Source organism: Kluyvera ascorbata, assembly GCF_023195735.1.
Classification (GTDB): domain Bacteria; phylum Pseudomonadota; class Gammaproteobacteria; order Enterobacterales; family Enterobacteriaceae; genus Kluyvera; species Kluyvera ascorbata.
This window is the reverse complement of the sequence record NZ_CP096201.1, coordinates 3,429,112-3,444,300: the sequence shown is the minus strand read 5'-3', so window position 1 is coordinate 3,444,300 and position 15,189 is coordinate 3,429,112. Positions and strand designations below refer to the sequence as shown.

General features: G+C 56.8%; 16 protein-coding genes. 9 read left to right on the top strand and 7 right to left on the bottom strand.

The window, feature by feature from the left end; translation table 11 throughout:
* Positions 1 to 3 precede the first annotated feature (3 nt).
* From moaB to MY052_RS16420, 6 genes are all read left to right on the top strand, one after another.
* Entirely contained in the window at positions 4 to 516 is a 513-nt protein-coding gene (gene moaB, locus MY052_RS16445) for a molybdenum cofactor biosynthesis protein B (RefSeq protein WP_035892242.1), read from the top strand.
* A gap of 3 nt (positions 517 to 519) precedes the next feature.
* Positions 520 to 1,005 carry a cyclic pyranopterin monophosphate synthase MoaC gene (gene moaC, locus MY052_RS16440; RefSeq protein ID WP_035892244.1) on the top strand — a complete coding sequence of 162 codons (486 nt, stop codon included), beginning with the start codon at positions 520 to 522 and terminating at the stop codon, positions 1,003 to 1,005.
* Positions 998 to 1,243: a molybdopterin synthase sulfur carrier subunit gene (gene moaD, locus MY052_RS16435; RefSeq protein WP_035892245.1), complete on the top strand. Its 246-nt coding sequence runs from the start codon at positions 998 to 1,000 to the stop codon at positions 1,241 to 1,243. Before moaC ends, moaD begins: the two co-directional genes overlap by 8 nt.
* A 1-nt stretch (position 1,244) precedes the next feature.
* The gene (moaE, locus tag MY052_RS16430; protein ID WP_035892247.1) at positions 1,245 to 1,697 is read left to right on the top strand and encodes a molybdopterin synthase catalytic subunit MoaE; all 453 of its coding nucleotides are present in this window, start codon (positions 1,245 to 1,247) and stop codon (positions 1,695 to 1,697) included.
* 53 nt (positions 1,698 to 1,750) lie between these two features.
* Positions 1,751 to 2,455 carry a Bax inhibitor-1/YccA family protein gene (locus MY052_RS16425; protein ID WP_035892249.1) on the top strand — a complete coding sequence of 235 codons (705 nt, stop codon included), beginning with the start codon at positions 1,751 to 1,753 and terminating at the stop codon, positions 2,453 to 2,455.
* 206 nt (positions 2,456 to 2,661) lie between these two features.
* Positions 2,662 to 3,072 carry a YbhQ family protein gene (locus MY052_RS16420; protein ID WP_248537432.1) on the top strand — a complete coding sequence of 137 codons (411 nt, stop codon included), beginning with the start codon at positions 2,662 to 2,664 and terminating at the stop codon, positions 3,070 to 3,072.
* Here MY052_RS16420 and MY052_RS16415 read toward each other — a convergent pair.
* The 5 genes from MY052_RS16415 to cecR are packed head-to-tail and all read right to left on the bottom strand — an operon-like array spanning position 3,034 to position 8,713.
* The gene (locus tag MY052_RS16415; protein WP_248537431.1) at positions 3,034 to 4,140 is read right to left on the bottom strand and encodes an ABC transporter permease; all 1,107 of its coding nucleotides are present in this window, start codon (positions 4,138 to 4,140) and stop codon (positions 3,034 to 3,036) included. The genes MY052_RS16420 and MY052_RS16415 overlap by 39 nt on opposite strands.
* A gap of 48 nt (positions 4,141 to 4,188) precedes the next feature.
* The gene (locus tag MY052_RS16410; protein ID WP_035892255.1) at positions 4,189 to 5,322 is read right to left on the bottom strand and encodes an ABC transporter permease; all 1,134 of its coding nucleotides are present in this window, start codon (positions 5,320 to 5,322) and stop codon (positions 4,189 to 4,191) included.
* Positions 5,312 to 7,051 carry an ATP-binding cassette domain-containing protein gene (locus MY052_RS16405; protein WP_123651739.1) on the bottom strand — a complete coding sequence of 580 codons (1,740 nt, stop codon included), beginning with the start codon at positions 7,049 to 7,051 and terminating at the stop codon, positions 5,312 to 5,314. Before MY052_RS16405 ends, MY052_RS16410 begins: the two co-directional genes overlap by 11 nt.
* Positions 7,044 to 8,039 carry a secretion protein HlyD gene (gene hlyD, locus MY052_RS16400; RefSeq protein ID WP_035892258.1) on the bottom strand — a complete coding sequence of 332 codons (996 nt, stop codon included), beginning with the start codon at positions 8,037 to 8,039 and terminating at the stop codon, positions 7,044 to 7,046. The genes MY052_RS16405 and hlyD overlap by 8 nt, the downstream gene beginning before the upstream one ends.
* Positions 8,036 to 8,713 (bottom strand): transcriptional regulator CecR, encoded by a 678-nt coding sequence (gene cecR / locus MY052_RS16395; RefSeq protein ID WP_035892260.1) that lies wholly within the window; start codon positions 8,711 to 8,713, stop codon positions 8,036 to 8,038. Before cecR ends, hlyD begins: the two co-directional genes overlap by 4 nt.
* Before the next feature lie 229 nt (positions 8,714 to 8,942).
* On the opposite strand from cecR, the gene rhlE reads away from it, so the two are divergent.
* From rhlE to ybiB, 3 genes are all read left to right on the top strand, one after another.
* Positions 8,943 to 10,319, top strand: a complete 1,377-nt coding sequence (gene rhlE, locus MY052_RS16390) for an ATP-dependent RNA helicase RhlE (protein ID WP_248537430.1) — start codon at positions 8,943 to 8,945, stop codon at positions 10,317 to 10,319.
* 96 nt (positions 10,320 to 10,415) lie between these two features.
* Positions 10,416 to 12,569 (top strand): ATP-dependent DNA helicase DinG, encoded by a 2,154-nt coding sequence (gene dinG, locus MY052_RS16385; RefSeq protein ID WP_248537429.1) that lies wholly within the window; start codon positions 10,416 to 10,418, stop codon positions 12,567 to 12,569.
* A 75-nt stretch (positions 12,570 to 12,644) separates the two neighbouring features.
* Positions 12,645 to 13,613, top strand: a complete 969-nt coding sequence (gene ybiB, locus MY052_RS16380) for a DNA-binding protein YbiB (RefSeq protein WP_202216189.1) — start codon at positions 12,645 to 12,647, stop codon at positions 13,611 to 13,613.
* A gap of 170 nt (positions 13,614 to 13,783) precedes the next feature.
* On the opposite strand, the gene ybiJ is transcribed toward ybiB, so the two are convergent.
* A complete protein-coding gene (gene ybiJ / locus MY052_RS16375) occupies positions 13,784 to 14,044 on the bottom strand; it encodes a DUF1471 family protein YbiJ (RefSeq protein WP_035892289.1) in 261 nt (86 codons plus the stop codon).
* Positions 14,045 to 14,499: 455 nt separating this feature from the next.
* Entirely contained in the window at positions 14,500 to 15,177 is a 678-nt protein-coding gene (gene ybiX, locus MY052_RS16370) for a PKHD-type hydroxylase YbiX (protein ID WP_248537428.1), read from the bottom strand.
* Positions 15,178 to 15,189 lie beyond the last annotated feature (12 nt).

Genomic DNA, 15,189 nt, shown 5'->3' with positions numbered 1-15,189 from the left:
TAAATGAGTCAGGTGAGCGCTGAATTTATCCCAACACGCATTGCCATTCTTACCATTTCCAACCGTCGCGGCGAAGAAGATGACACCTCCGGTCACTTCCTGCGCGACTCCGCCCAGGAAGCCGGGCACCAGATAGTTGATAAGGCTATTGTCAAAGAGAACCGCTATCAGATTCGCGCCCAGGTTTCTGCCTGGATTGCCCGCGATGATGTACAGGTCGTGCTGATCACCGGCGGTACCGGTCTGACCGATGGCGACCAGGCTCCGGAAGCGCTGCTGCCGCTGTTTGACCGCGAAATTGAAGGCTTTGGCGAAGTGTTCCGCATGCTCTCCTTTGAAGAGATTGGTACCGCGACGCTACAGTCTCGCGCCGTCGCCGGCATGGCCAACCGCACGCTGATTTTCGCGATGCCAGGTTCCACCAAAGCTTGTCGTACCGCATGGGATAACATTATTGCTCCGCAGCTGGATGCCCGTACGCGTCCGTGTAACTTCCATCCTCATCTGAAGAAATAAACGATGTCGCAACTGACCCATATCAACGCGGCGGGTGAAGCCCACATGGTGGATGTCTCCGCCAAGGCGGAAACCGTTCGCGAAGCGCGCGCTGAAGCGTTTGTTACCATGCAGCCGGAAACCCTGGCGATGATTATCGAAGGCAGCCACCACAAAGGTGATGTCTTCGCCACGGCGCGCATCGCCGGTATTCAGGCGGCCAAGCGCACCTGGGATCTTATCCCGCTGTGCCACCCGTTGATGCTGAGCAAGGTTGAAGTTAACCTGCAGGCCGAGCCGGAACATCACCGCGTGCGCATTGAATCACTGTGCCGTCTGACCGGGAAAACCGGCGTTGAGATGGAAGCGCTGACGGCCGCCTCGGTCGCCGCGCTGACGATTTACGACATGTGCAAAGCCGTGCAAAAAGATATGGTCATTGGCCCGGTTCGTCTGCTGGCGAAAAGCGGCGGCAAATCGGGCGATTTTAAGGCGGATTCCTATGATTAATGTGCTGTTTTTTGCTCAGGTCCGCGAGCTGGTAGGCATTGACTCGCTGGCGCTAGCCCCTGAGTTTTCAACGGTTGAAGCTGTACGCCAGCATCTTGCGGCGCAGGAAGGGCGCTGGTCTCTGGCGCTGGAAGAGGGCAAGCTGCTGGCGGCGGTTAATCAGACGCTGGTGAGCTTCGATCATCCGGTTGCAGACGGCGACGAAGTGGCATTTTTCCCACCGGTAACAGGAGGCTAAGATGAGCGAGACCCGAATTATCGTCCGCCACGAACGCTTCAGCGTTGGCGACGAATACCCGTGGCTTGCCGAGCGCGATGAAGACGGCGCGGTTGTCACCTTTACCGGCAAGGTACGTAACCATAACCTGGGCGATAGCGTCAAAGCCCTGACCCTGGAACACTATCCGGGCATGACCGAAAAAGCGCTGGCTGAAATTGTTGATGCCGCGCGCGAACGCTGGCCGCTTGGCCGCGTAACGGTCATTCACCGTATCGGTGAAATGTGGCCTGGTGAAGAGATTGTGTTCGTTGGCGTCACCAGCGCGCACCGAAGCAGCGCGTTTGACGCTGGCGAATTTATCATGGACTACCTGAAAACCCGCGCGCCGTTCTGGAAGCGTGAAGCTACGCCGGAAGGCGAGCGTTGGGTGGAAGCCCGCGATAGCGATAAACACGCTGCCGAGCGCTGGTAAGCCGTGAATGTGGTACGCTTAGAATAAGTTCTACTCACACTCAGGAGAAAGTCATGGAACGATTCCCTCGATCCGATTCGATTGTGCAGGCGCGTAGCGGTCTGCAAACCTATATGGCGCAGGTATACGGCTGGATGACCTGCGGGTTGCTGCTGACGGCGTTTATCGCCTGGTATGCGGCTAACACCCCCGCGGTGATGATGTTTGTCTTTTCCAGTAAAATTACCTTCTTTGGTCTGATCATTGCACAACTGGCGCTGGTGTTCGTGCTTTCGGGCATGGTGCAGCGTTTGAGTGCGGGCATGGCGACGACGCTGTTTATGCTCTACTCGGCGCTCACCGGGCTGACGCTATCGAGTATTTTCATCGTTTATACCTATTCGTCCATCGCCAGCACCTTCGTGGTGACCGGCGGGATGTTCGGTATTATGAGCCTGTACGGCTACACCACGAAACGCGACCTGAGCGGCTTTGGCAACATGCTGTTTATGGCGCTGATTGGTATCGTGCTGGCGTCGCTGGTGAACTTCTGGCTGAAAAGCGATGCGCTGATGTGGGCTATTACCTACATCGGGGTGATTGTGTTTGTGGGCCTGACCGCCTACGACACCCAGAAGCTGAAAAATATCGGTGAGCAGATTGACGTTCGTGATTCATCGAACCTGCGCAAATATGCCATCCTTGGCGCGTTGACGCTGTATCTCGACTTCATCAACCTGTTCCTGATGCTGCTGCGTATTTTCGGCAACCGCCGCTAAATACCTCCCCGGCGTCGCAACGCGACGCCGGGAATCTCACCTAATCCCCTGCATTTTCCTCTTCGTTAAATGAATGTTTAGGCACAATTCCTCACTCTGTTGGTGAAAATAGTGACAACAGCGTCACAAAAAGCACCACTATTACGGAATTTTCCGTAGACTTGAGTACTCTGAATAAGCGAATAAAATTCTTCAGGAGAGAAGCCATGAAGTGGCAACAACGAATTCGTGTCGCAACAGGACTCAGTTGCTGGCAGATTATGTTGCATTTGCTGGTCGTCGCCGCACTGGTGATGGGCTGGATGGGCGGCGCGTTGGTACGCGTAGGCCTGGGGCTCTGCGTGCTGTATGCCGTGACCGTCGTATTGATGCTGGCGCTGCAGCGCCACCCTGAGCAGCGCTGGCGTGCCTTCGCCGACGTGCTCGAAGAGTTAACCACCACCTGGTATTTTGGCGCGGCGATGATTGCCGTCTGGTTGCTGTCACGCGTGCTGCACAATAACTACCTGCTGGCGCTGGCCGGGCTTGCTATCCTTGCAGGCCCAGCCGTGTTCTCACTGCTGGTGAAAGAGAAAACCTCAGGCGATCTTGCGGCGAAACATCGCGTACGCCACTGATCCCGTCGTGGCCGCTATAAACAGTAGCGGCCACAAACTCCCCCAGATAATCGACAAACTCGCATCCTTCAAATAGATCTGCTTGGTGATATCAGTAAAGTGACGAATCGGGTTAATCCACGTCAGATGCTGCAACCATACCGGCATGTTCTCTACCGGCGACACGTAACCCGACAGCAGAATGGCGGGCATCATAAAGACGAATACGCCGATAAACGCCTGCTGCTGCGTCGAGCAAAGCGACGAGATAAGCAGCCCAAATCCCACCAGCGACAGCCCGTAAATCACCATCGTAAAGTAGAACAGCGCCAGCGACCCAGCGAAGGGGATCTGATAGGCCCATATCCCGACCGCTAGCACAATGCTTGCCTGGAAGGTGGCAACAATCAGCGCGGGCACCGCCTTACCGATGAATATTTGCCAGGTGGCAAGCGGGGAGACCAGCAGCTGATCGAGCGTGCCCTGTTCGCGCTCGCGCGCCACCGACAGCGAGGTGACGATCATCACGCCGATGGTGGTGATCATGGCGATAAGCGACGGCACCACGAACCATTTGTAATCGAGGTTGGGGTTATACCAGTTGCGCACCACCAGTTCGCTGTTATTCGGCTTCGCTTTCCCTTCCAGCAGCTCCTGCTGATAGTTTTTGACGATCTGCTGTAAGTAGTTGGCGGCAATTTGGGCACTGTTCGAGTTACGCCCGTCGAGCAATAGCTGCATCGGCGCGGTCTGGAACGTGTCGAGATCGCGGGAGAAATCAGCCGGGAAGCGTACCAGCAGCAGCGCCTTCTGGGTATCGATAGTCGGCTGGATCTCCTGCGGGCTTTGCAGCAGCAGGACGTGGGTAAAGGCTTTGGCGCGGGCGAAGCGCTGGGTTAGCTCCACCGAATGCTTGCCGTTATCTTCGTTATAGACGGCGATGGTGGCGTTAGTCACCTCAAGGGTAGCGGCAAAGGGGAACAGCAGCACCTGAATCAGCACCGGCATGATCAGAATGGCGCGCGTCTGCGGCTCGCGCAACAGCGACTGTAGCTCTTTGCGGATAAGCGTCCATAAGCGGTACAGCATATGAGTTCTCCGTTGTTCCCGGGTGAGCGTAGCGACCCCGGGAAAGCATCAATCCAACCGACGTTTGGTCTTCATCCACGTCAGGCCAATAAACATCACCGCCGAGGCAATCAAAAACAGCGTATTGACCATCAGCACCACCGGAATATTCCCCGCCAGAAACAGGCTTTGCAGCGTACTGACGAAATAGCGCGCCGGAATGATATAGGTCACCACGCGAATAGCCGCTGGCATACTGTCTATCTGGAAAATAAACCCGGACAGCATAATCGACGGCAGGAACGCGGCGTTCAGCGCCACCTGGGCGGCGTTAAATTGGTTACGGGTGATGGTCGAAATCAAAAGCCCCATTCCCAGCGTGCTGAGCAAAAACAGGCTAGTGATGAAAAACAGAATCACCAGCGAACCGCGATACGGCACGCCGAGCACAAACACCGACACCAGCATGCAGAGCAGCATCGCCAGCATGCCGAGGAAGTAGTAGGGGATAAGTTTGCACAGCAGCAGTTCGACGCGCGTCACCTCGGTGGAGAGCAGCGCCTCCATGGTGCCGCGCTCCCACTCGCGGGCGATCACCAGCGACGTCAGGATCGCGCCGATGACCGTCATAATGATGGTTATCGCCCCCGGAATAATAAAGTGCTGGCTGATGGCCGCCGGGTTAAACCAGTAGCGGGTCTGCACGTCGATGAGCGGCTCGAAGGTTTGGCCGCTATCTTCGGCGCGCTGTTTCTGCCACAGCTGCCAGATCCCCTCGACGTAGCCCTGCACAAAGTTTGCGGTGTTAGGCTCGCTGCCGTCGGTGATGACCTGAATGGGCGCATCGTTGCCCGGCCGAGCCATATTTTTGTCGAAGTCGACCGGCACTACCACCAGGCCGCGAATGCGTCCGGCCTGCATCATCTCAATCAACTGCTGGCGGTTGTCGCTGATGGTGGCGTCGATATAGGGCGAGCCGGTGAGGGTATGGGTGAAGTCCAGCGCCTCTTTGCTCTGCTGTTCAAGCAGTACGCCGACTCGCAGCTTGCTGGAGTCGAGGTTGATACCGTAGCCGAAAATAAACAGCAGCAACAGCGGGATCACCACCGCAATCAGCCAGCTGCTGGGATCGCGGACGATCTGCCGTGTTTCCTTCACGCACAGCGCGCGTACGCGCCGCCACGAAAGCCCTTTAGCGCTCATCGGCATGCTCCTTATCCCAGTCGTGGATGAGGGTGATAAACGCCTGTTCCATGGTGGGATCAGGCTGTTGTTCATCCGCGGCTTTGGCTTTTAAATCGTCCGGCGTGCCGCTGGCAATCAGCTTGCCGCGATACACCAGACCGATACGGTCGCAGTACTCCGCTTCATCCATAAAGTGGGTGGTCACCATCACGGTCACCCCTTTTTCCACCATGCTGTTGATGTGCAGCCAGAATTCACGGCGAGTGATAGGGTCAACGCCCGAGGTTGGCTCGTCGAGGAACAGAATATCCGGCTCGTGCATTAGCGAGCAGGCCAATGCCAGGCGCTGCTTAAAGCCTAGCGGTAATGCATCTGTGGTATGGCGAGCGATAGCCTTCAGGCCAAACGCTTCGCTCATCCGTTCAATTTTTTCGTTCTGTACTCGCCCGCGCAGGCCGTATACACCGGAGAAGAAGCGCAGGTTTTGCTCGACGGTCAGGTTGCCGTAGAGCGAGAATTTTTGCGCCATATAGCCTAAGTGCTGACGCGCTTTGCCCGAACCGGTTTTCAGATCCATATCCAGCACCAGCGCGTTGCCGGAGGTGGGTACCAGCAGGCCGCACATCATCTTGAAGGTGGTGGATTTCCCCGCGCCGTTTGGCCCGAGCAGGCCGAAAATCTCCCCACGCTTGACCGCGAAGTTAACGTGGTCGGTGGCGGCGAAATCTCCGAATTTCTTGGTGAGCTGTCTGGCTTCGATAACCGTCTCATCCGCCGTGCCTTCAACGGTATGCAGAATGGCTCCCAGCGGAGACTCAGAGGTGCCCGCGCCGCCGAGCAGGTCGATAAACGCATCTTCAAAACGCGGCGTGGTCTCTGCAATTTCAAGCTCCGGCATCCCCGGCGCGCGTTTGAGATCTTCCGCCGTGGCCGATTTCTTCAGGATAACCCGCACCGAGCGCCCCTGAATCATGCCGTCGCTGACCATCTCCTGCTTCAGCGCGTGCTGTAACAGTCGGCGGTTATTCTCTACCGGGCTATGCATTAAAAAGCTGCGCCCGGCCATGGTCCGGGTGAGGGCGGTGGGTTCACCCTGATAGAGCAGCTCGCCTTCGTTCATTAGCAGCACGTCCTGGCACTGCTCGGCCTCATCAAGATAGGAGGTGCTCCAGAGGATCAGCATCCCGTCGCCCGCCAGTTCATGCACCATCTGCCACAGCTCTCGGCGGGAGATAGGGTCAACGCCGACGCCGGGCTCATCCAGCAGCAGCACCTTCGGTTCACCAACCAGCGTACAGGCGAGCCCCAGTTTCTGCTTCATGCCGCCGGAGAGCTTACCAGCCAGACGTGAGGTAAAGGGGCCGAGCGCGGTAAACTCCAGCAGGCGAGCGAAAGTTTTCTCGCGCGCCTCGCCGGTGACGCTGCGCAGGTCGGCGTAGAGGTTGAGGTTCTCCATCACCGTGAGGTCTTCGTAAAGACCGAACTTCTGCGGCATATAGCCCATCACCGAGTGCAGGGCGCTATCGTCACGAATCGGGTCGAGCCCCAGCACTTCGGCGCTGCCGTCGTCGGGCTTCAATAAACCCGCCAGCATGCGCATCAGGGTGGTTTTCCCTGCGCCGTCCGGCCCGACCAGCCCGGTGACGTAGCCCGCGTTAATCGTGCAGTCCAGCTTCGCCACCGCCGGTTTATTCATGCCGGTGAACTGTTTAACCAGCCCGTGCAGCTGAATCTGCTGTTTACTCATGGCGCGACTCATCGCCAAAGCGCAAAGTGACCGGCATACCCTGACGCAGGCTATCGTCGGCATCGGTCACGATAATGCGCAGACGGTAAACCAGATCGGTACGCAGGTCTGGCGTTTCAACCGTTTTCGGGGTGAATTCTGCGGTAGGTGAAACAAAGCCAATTTTACCGTGGTATGGCTTATCCGGGCGGCCATCGGTATAGAGCAGAATTTCGCGTCCCGGCTGCGCCTGGCTGAGATTTTTTTCATCTACATAGGCGCGAACCCAGACCGGGCGAGTCAGGGAGAGCGTCAGCACCGTGCTGCCCGCGCTAAGCATACTGCCTGGCTCCACGGCGCGGGTAAGCAGCGTACCGTCAGAAGGGGCGGTGAGTACGGTGTCCTGCAAATCCAGCGTCGATTGCGCCAGCTGCGCCTGCGCCTGTTCCAGATTGGCTTTGGCCTGGGCAATTTCCTGCGGACGATTACCGGCGCGGTACTGGCTTAATTTATCCTGCGCGGATTTCAGCGTCGCCAGCGCCTGGTCACGGGAGGATGTCGCGTTTGCCAGGTCGTTTGCTGACAGCAGCCGTTTGTTCCACAGCCCCTGCTGACGTTGCAAGAAGCTTTGCGCGTAGTCATAGGCGGCCTGCGCCTGTTTGACGGCCGCCGCCGCTTGGGCAATCTCTTCGGCCCGGTAGCCCGCCATCATCAGGTCGTACTGCGCCTCGGCGGTAGCAACGTTGGCCTTCGCCTGCATCAGCGCATTTTCAAATGGCGCTTTATCCAGCTCGCCCAGCGTCTGTCCTTGTTTGATAGCGTCCCCTTCATCAACCGTCAGGGATTGCAAACGCCCGCCGACGCGGAAGCTCATATTGACGGTGCGAATATCCACGTTACCGTACAGGGTGAGCCCGTTGTTTTGCAGGCTCTGATACCACCACGTCCCGCCGCCAATCACGGCGACGAGCGCCACGACAACCAGGATAAGGACAACCGGTTTTTTCATGAGGTCAGACTCCTTTGCGTTAATCCTTGCAGAATCAAATCGATGTGGCAGGTCACCACCTGGAAAATCTGTTCGGCCTTATCGGCGTCAAACTGTGACCAGCCGGTGCGCATCAGGATGGTTTCCCGTCCGAGGCGAAAGGCCAGCACTTCACCCAGCAGCGCGTGGGTATGGAGAATCATCTGCGTACTGTTGGCATCGCAGCCAGTATAGGCGGCAATCAGCCGGGTGAGGTGTGCGTGCAGCGGAGCGATGACCTGATCGTGGATCCGCTGGTAGGCGGCGGTCGGTGAAAGCTGCTCGCGAGAGATAAATTTGCTGAGGTTCAGGGTATCGTCCTGGGTCAGCAATAGGATCATGTTCTGGCAGGCGCGAAGAATCAGCGCGCGCATGGCGTCTCTGTCCGGCTCGGGTTGGGCAAAGAGCTGTTCTGCCGCTTCGGCGTGCGGGCGGAAGTTCTCGCCGATAAAGTCGGCAATCCATTGGGCGCAAGCCTGGTATAAATCTTCTTTTGAGCCAAAATAGTAGGTAATCGCCGCGATGTTTTGCCCGGCCTGGGCGGCAATATCTCGAGTGGTGGCATGCAGCCCGTACTCGCCAAACTGAGCGAGCCCCGCGGCAATCAGCTGGCTTTTAGCCTGTTCACCTTTGCTGGTTATTGGCGTTGTATTCATGGGGCCACCAAAAATTAATCAAACGATTGATTAAGATTATGCCGCGTTTTTAAACTTGTCCAGTCTGGTGAATAATCTTGTTTTCTTCCCCGGAGGGGATAATTTATGCGGTGCATCACAAAAACTGCTACACTCCGCCCCTTCATGACATTGTGGTTTTTGTCATTCCCCCGTTTTTTATCCCCTCGAAAACTACACCGCGTGCGGTCGGGGTGGGTGTGGAGTATTTATGTCTTTTGATTCCCTCGGACTGAACCCCGATATTCTGCGTGCCGTTGCCGAGCAGGGCTACCAGGAACCCACTCCTATTCAGCAGCAGGCGATTCCTGCTGTACTGCAGGGCCGTGACCTGATGGCCAGCGCGCAGACCGGTACCGGTAAAACCGCAGGCTTTACGCTGCCGCTGCTGCAACTGCTGGTGTCTCGCGAGCCGCACGTTAAAGGTCGTCGCCCGGTACGCGCGCTGATCCTCACGCCAACCCGTGAGCTGGCCGCCCAGATTGGCGAAAACGTCCGTGAATACAGCCGCTACCTGAATATCCGTTCGCTGGTGGTTTTCGGCGGCGTGAGCATTAACCCGCAGATGATGAAACTGCGCGGCGGCGTTGACGTACTGGTGGCAACGCCGGGCCGTCTGCTGGACCTCGAACATCAGAACGCCGTGAAGCTCGATCAGATTGAAATCCTGGTGCTGGATGAAGCGGACCGCATGCTGGATATGGGCTTTATCCACGATATCCGCCGCGTACTGACCAAACTGCCGGCCAAGCGCCAGAACCTGCTGTTCTCGGCGACTTTCTCTGATGACATCAAATCGCTGGCAGAAAAACTGCTGACCAACCCGCTGGAAATCGAAGTGGCGCGTCGCAACACCGCTTCCGAGCAGGTGACGCAGCACGTGCATATGGTGGATAAAAAGCGTAAGCGTGAGCTGTTGTCGCAGATGATTGGTCAGGGTGACTGGCAGCAGGTGCTGGTCTTCACCCGTACTAAGCACGGCGCAAACCATCTGGCAGAACAGTTGAATAAAGACGGTATCCGTAGCGCGGCGATTCACGGCAACAAATCGCAGGGTGCGCGTACGCGTGCGCTGGCTGATTTTAAATCTGGTGATATTCGCGTGCTGGTGGCAACCGACATCGCCGCGCGTGGCCTGGATATCGAAGAGCTGCCGCACGTTGTGAACTACGAGCTGCCTAACGTCCCGGAAGATTACGTTCACCGTATCGGTCGTACCGGCCGTGCAGCGGCCACCGGTGAAGCGCTGTCTTTGGTGTGTGTTGATGAACTCAAACTGCTTCGCGACATCGAACGTCTGCTGAAGAAAGAGATCCCTCGTATCGCCCTCGACGGCTATGACGTCGATCCGTCAATCAAAGCCGAGCCGATTCAGAACGGTCGCCAGCAGCGTGGCGGCGGCAACGGCGGTGGCCGTGGTCGCGGTCAGAGCCAGGGTCAAGGGCAGGGCGCGGGTCGTAGCCAGCAGCAGCCGCGTCGTAACGACGGCGGGGCGCCGAAGGCCAAACCGCGCAGCGCGGAAGGTAAACCGGCTGGCGATAAGCCACGACCGCCGCGCCGCCCGCGTAAACCCGCAGCAGCACAGTAAATTGCGAGCCCGGCCGAAAGCCGGGCTTTCTTTTTTGCGGCAACGTACAGAAAATGCCACAATAGTGGCTGTTTATACAGTATCTCAGGTTTTCTCATGGCTTTGACCGCTGCGCTAAAAGCGCAAATCGCCGCCTGGTACAAGGCGCTCCAGGAACAGATCCCCGACTTTATCCCCCGCGCGCCGCAGCGGCAGATGATTGCGGACGTCGCCAAAACGCTTACCGGGGAAGAGGGGCGGCACCTGGCGATTGAAGCGCCGACCGGCGTCGGGAAAACCTTGTCGTATCTGATTCCCGGCATTGCCATTGCACGCGAAGAGCAAAAAACGCTGGTGGTCAGTACCGCTAACGTCGCCTTGCAGGATCAGATCTACAGTAAAGACCTGCCGCTGCTGCGTAAAATCATTCCCGACCTGCGCTTTACCGCAGCCTTTGGCCGTGGGCGCTACGTGTGCCCGCGTAATCTGGCGGCGCTCGCCAGCACCGAACCAAACCAGCAGGACCTGCTGGCCTTTCTTGACGACGAGCTCACGCCAAACAATCAGGAAGAGCAGAAGCGCTGCGCGAAGCTCAAGGGCGACCTTGACGGCTATAAATGGGACGGCCTGCGCGACCACACCGATATCGCCATTGACGACGATCTGTGGCGTCGCCTGAGCACCGACAAAGCCAGCTGCCTGAACCGCAACTGTCACTACTATCGCGAATGCCCGTTCTTCGTCGCACGCCGCGAAATTCAGGAAGCGGAAGTGGTTGTCGCCAACCACGCGCTGGTGATGGCCGCGATGGAAAGCGAAGCGGTGTTGCCGGAGCCGAAAAACCTGCTGCTGGTGCTCGATGAAGGTCATCATCTACCGGATGTTGCCCGTGATGCGCTGGAGATGAGCGCAGAGATTACCGCGCCGTGGTATAGGTTACAGCTCGATCTCTTCAGCAAGCTGGTGGCGACCTGTATGGAGCAGTTCCGCCCGAAAACCACGCCGCCGCTGGCGCTGCCGGAGCGGCTGACCGCCCACTGTGAAGAGCTGTACGAGCTGATTGCCTCACTCAATAATATTCTGAATCTCTATCTTCCCGTCACTCAGGAGGCCGAGCACCGCTTCCCGATGGGCGAACTGCCCGACGAGGTGATGGAGATTTGTCAGCGTCTGGCCAAGCTCACCGAGATGCTACGCGGGCTTGCAGAGCTGTTTTTAAACGATCTCAGTGAAAAAACCGGCAGCCACGATATCGTGCGGCTACACCGCGTGATTTTGCAGATGAATCGCGCGCTGGGCATGTTTGAGTCCCAGAGCAAACTGTGGCGGCTGGCTTCGCTTGCTCAGGCGTCGGGCGCACCGGTCACTAAGTGGGCGACGCGCGATATGCGCGACGGGCAGATGCACGTCTGGTTCCACTGCGTCGGTATTCGCGTGAGCGATCAGCTTGAACGCCTGCTGTGGCGCAGCGTGCCGCATATTGTGGTGACCTCTGCAACCCTACGTTCGCTGAACAGTTTCTCCCGTCTGCAGGAGATGAGCGGCCTGAAAGAGAAAGCGGGCGATCGCTTCGTCGCGCTGGATTCGCCGTTCAACCACGTCGAGCAGGGCAAAATCGTTATTCCGCAGATGCAGTATGAGCCGCTTATCGACAACGAAGAGCAGCATATTGCCGAGATGGCGGCCTATTTCCGCGAGCAGGTTGAGAGCAAAAAGCACCACGGTATGCTGGTGCTGTTTGCCAGCGGACGCGCGATGCAGCGTTTTCTTGAGTACGTCACCGACCTGCGGCTGATGCTGCTGGTGCAGGGCGATCAGCCGCGCTATCGGCTGGTGGAATTGCATCGTAAGCGGGTGGAGAACGGCGAGCGCAGCGTGCTGGTTGGCCTGCAATCTTTTGCCGAAGGTCTGGATCTGAAAGGTGACTTGCTCACCCAGGTGCATATCCACAAAATTGCCTTCCCACCGATTGATAGCCCGGTGGTGATTACCGAAGGGGAGTGGCTGAAAAGCCTCAACCGCTATCCTTTTGAGGTGCAGAGCTTACCCAGCGCGTCATTTAACCTGATTCAGCAGGTGGGGCGACTGATTCGTAGCCACGGCTGCTGGGGCGAAGTGGTTATCTACGATAAGCGGCTGTTGACCAAAAACTACGGTAAGCGTTTACTGAATGCGTTACCGGTTTTCCCGATAGAACGACCGGAAGTGCCGGAAGTAAAGCTGAAAGCCCCGACGGCGAAAACCAAATCGCCGCGCCGTAAAAAACGTTAACTCGGCATGTAGGCCTGATAAGCGTAGCGCCATCAGGCGGCCGCTGTGCACCACGACGAGCAAAAGGAGCAGCACATGGATTACCGCAAAATCATCAAAGAAATCGGGCGAGGTAAAAATCACGCCCGTGACCTGGACCAGGACACCGCGCGAAGCCTGTATAGTCAGATGCTGGAGGGCGACGTGCCGGAACTGGAAATGGGTGCGATTTTGCTCTCCATGCGCATTAAGGGAGAAGGCGAAGCGGAGATGATTGGCTTCTACGAGGCGATGCAGCAAAAGACGCTGCGTTTAACGCCGCCGGCTGGAAAGCCAATGCCGATTGTTATCCCGAGCTATAACGGCGCGCGCAAACAGGCCAACCTGACGCCGCTGCTGGCGATGCTGCTGCACAAACTGGGCTTCCCGGTGGTGGTGCACGGCGTCAGCGAAGACCCAACCCGGGTGATTACCGAAACGATTTTTGAACTGATGGGCATTGAGCCTACTCGCCATGCCGGTCAGGCACAGGCGAAGCTTGAAGGCCATCAGCCAGTTTATATTCCCGTTGGCGCGCTGTGCCCGCCGCTGGAGCGCCAGCTCAACTTTCGCTGGCAGCTTGGCGTGCGCAACAGTGCTCACACGCTGGCGAAACTAGCCACACCTTTTGAAGAGAACGCGGCGCTGCGCCTATCCAGCGTGTCGCACCCTGAATACGTGGGCAAAGTGGCGAAGTTCTTTGCGGATATCGGTGGGCGTGGGCTGTTAATGCACGGCACGGAAGGTGAAGTGTATGCCAACCCGCAGCGTTGCCCGCAGATAACGCTGATTGATAGCGAGGGGGCACGGGTGGTCAATGCGCGCCAGAGCGAGCAGCCTGAAGCAGAAGTGGTGCTACCATCGAGTAAAGATCCGGAAGTGACCGCGCGATGGATTGAGCGCTGCGTGGCAGGCGTTGAGCCGGTGCCGCATTCGCTGAAAATCCAGCTCGCGTGCTGCCTGCTGGCGACGGGGGAAGTGCCTAGTATTGAAGAAGGGCTGGCGCGCGTCGCACAGTCGTATTAAGCGGTCGTGCTTTCCCGGGCGAACGGAGTGACCCCGGGATCAACCCCATTCCCAAATTCCACGCAAAAAAAAGCCCGGCGTGGCGGCCGGGCAAGCAAGGGTATCAACAAGTTCAATGAGGGTTGGAGCACCCGTGAGAGGTCAAACTCACGGGGTAGTACTTAGGTCGGTTATTTGTAGATAACCGCGGTGCCGCTAACTTTGTTGTTGGTGTTAGCAGAGGTGATGCTGTAGCCGGTAGCGCCTGCATCAGCAGCTTTCTGCGCCAGTTTTGCTTCCAGACCATCCAGCGTGGTTGCACCGTTGGCGGATACCACACCAATTTCATTCATTTTTTGCGCTTGTTCCTGAGTTACCGGTTGTGCAGCAAAAGCACCGAAAGACAGGGTAGAAAGGGCAATAGCAGCAACAGCATATTTAATCGTTTTCATCATTAATCTCTCGCAGGTGATGTTGTTCGGATGACGTTGTTTCCGTCGATGTGAGAAGTATCACGCTTTTATTCGATGGAATAAATCGAAGAGAATTGATGTCGATAATCAAAAAAATTGAACAATTATTAATATATTGATTATTAATAAAATATTCATGATGTGAATGTGTTTGCGGGTGAAGTGCGGTCAGTAAAGAGATCTAGCGCACAATTTGCCACTTTTTTTACTAAAAAGCGTGCTCGTAAAGATAATCGATTGCTCTGTATGTTCAGGTATAGATTTGTCATCAAAACTGGTTAAGCGGTCTATTTGTAGCATTATATTCTTATTGATACGAGATGCGTAAACTTTTCTCGATGTTTTGTATTCTGATGGAGAGGGCGACGTCGGTGACCGCTTTGTTATCCTGGCTTCGTTTAACTCCATCATAAAATTTGAGAGATATTCTCAGCTTAAATTTCTGACCATTCCCGCAGAAGATTGTGATACAGGTTGAGCAGCGAGAGCGCTTCTTCCGATTCGCCGTGACGGCGTTTTAAAGCCTGAATGTTGCCGTCGAGTTCAAACAGCATGGCGCGGCGTTTATCGTCTCGAATCATGGATTGGATCCACATAAACGATGCAACTCGTACGCCTGATGTGACGGGCGTGACGCAGTGCAGGCTGCTGGAAGGGTAGAGGACCAAATCACCTGCCGGGAGCTTCACCGCATGCTGTCCATAGGTATCGTTAACGGTCAGCTCACCGCCTTCGTAGCTATCCGGTTCCGACAAGAACAAGGTGGCGGAAAGGTCGGTGCGCATCCAGCCGGCGTGTGGGTGCTGACGTACCGCGCCGTCGACGTGAAAACCGTAGGTTTCTTGCTGCTGATAGCGGTTGAACAGCGGGCTGGAAATGGTTTTTGGCAGTGCGGCGGCGAAGAACAGCGAGTGGCGATTCACCGCGTCCAGCACGCGTGCCTGTAGCCTTGCATAATGTTCACTGCGGGTATCGACCTGTTGGTTTTGCTTAACCTGCGCACCCTGCGCGCCGACGGTTGCCCGGCCGTCTACCCACTCCGCTTGCTCCAGTTCACCGACAAGCTGGCGAACCTCTTCGGCGCTCAACACGCCAGGAATGCGGTACATCATGGGAATCTCTCC

Coding starts and splice junctions, on each gene's coding strand:
- moaB (WP_035892242.1), top strand. CDS start 4: ATGAGTCAGGTGAGCGCTGAATTTATCCCAACACGCATTGCCATTCTT.
- moaC (WP_035892244.1), top strand. CDS start 520: ATGTCGCAACTGACCCATATCAACGCGGCGGGTGAAGCCCACATGGTG.
- moaD (WP_035892245.1), top strand. CDS start 998: ATGATTAATGTGCTGTTTTTTGCTCAGGTCCGCGAGCTGGTAGGCATT.
- moaE (WP_035892247.1), top strand. CDS start 1,245: ATGAGCGAGACCCGAATTATCGTCCGCCACGAACGCTTCAGCGTTGGC.
- MY052_RS16425 (WP_035892249.1), top strand. CDS start 1,751: ATGGAACGATTCCCTCGATCCGATTCGATTGTGCAGGCGCGTAGCGGT.
- MY052_RS16420 (WP_248537432.1), top strand. CDS start 2,662: ATGAAGTGGCAACAACGAATTCGTGTCGCAACAGGACTCAGTTGCTGG.
- MY052_RS16415 (WP_248537431.1), bottom strand. CDS start 4,140: ATGCTGTACCGCTTATGGACGCTTATCCGCAAAGAGCTACAGTCGCTG.
- MY052_RS16410 (WP_035892255.1), bottom strand. CDS start 5,322: ATGAGCGCTAAAGGGCTTTCGTGGCGGCGCGTACGCGCGCTGTGCGTG.
- MY052_RS16405 (WP_123651739.1), bottom strand. CDS start 7,051: ATGAGTAAACAGCAGATTCAGCTGCACGGGCTGGTTAAACAGTTCACC.
- hlyD (WP_035892258.1), bottom strand. CDS start 8,039: ATGAAAAAACCGGTTGTCCTTATCCTGGTTGTCGTGGCGCTCGTCGCC.
- cecR (WP_035892260.1), bottom strand. CDS start 8,713: ATGAATACAACGCCAATAACCAGCAAAGGTGAACAGGCTAAAAGCCAG.
- rhlE (WP_248537430.1), top strand. CDS start 8,943: ATGTCTTTTGATTCCCTCGGACTGAACCCCGATATTCTGCGTGCCGTT.
- dinG (WP_248537429.1), top strand. CDS start 10,416: ATGGCTTTGACCGCTGCGCTAAAAGCGCAAATCGCCGCCTGGTACAAG.
- ybiB (WP_202216189.1), top strand. CDS start 12,645: ATGGATTACCGCAAAATCATCAAAGAAATCGGGCGAGGTAAAAATCAC.
- ybiJ (WP_035892289.1), bottom strand. CDS start 14,044: ATGAAAACGATTAAATATGCTGTTGCTGCTATTGCCCTTTCTACCCTG.
- ybiX (WP_248537428.1), bottom strand. CDS start 15,177: ATGATGTACCGCATTCCTGGCGTGTTGAGCGCCGAAGAGGTTCGCCAG.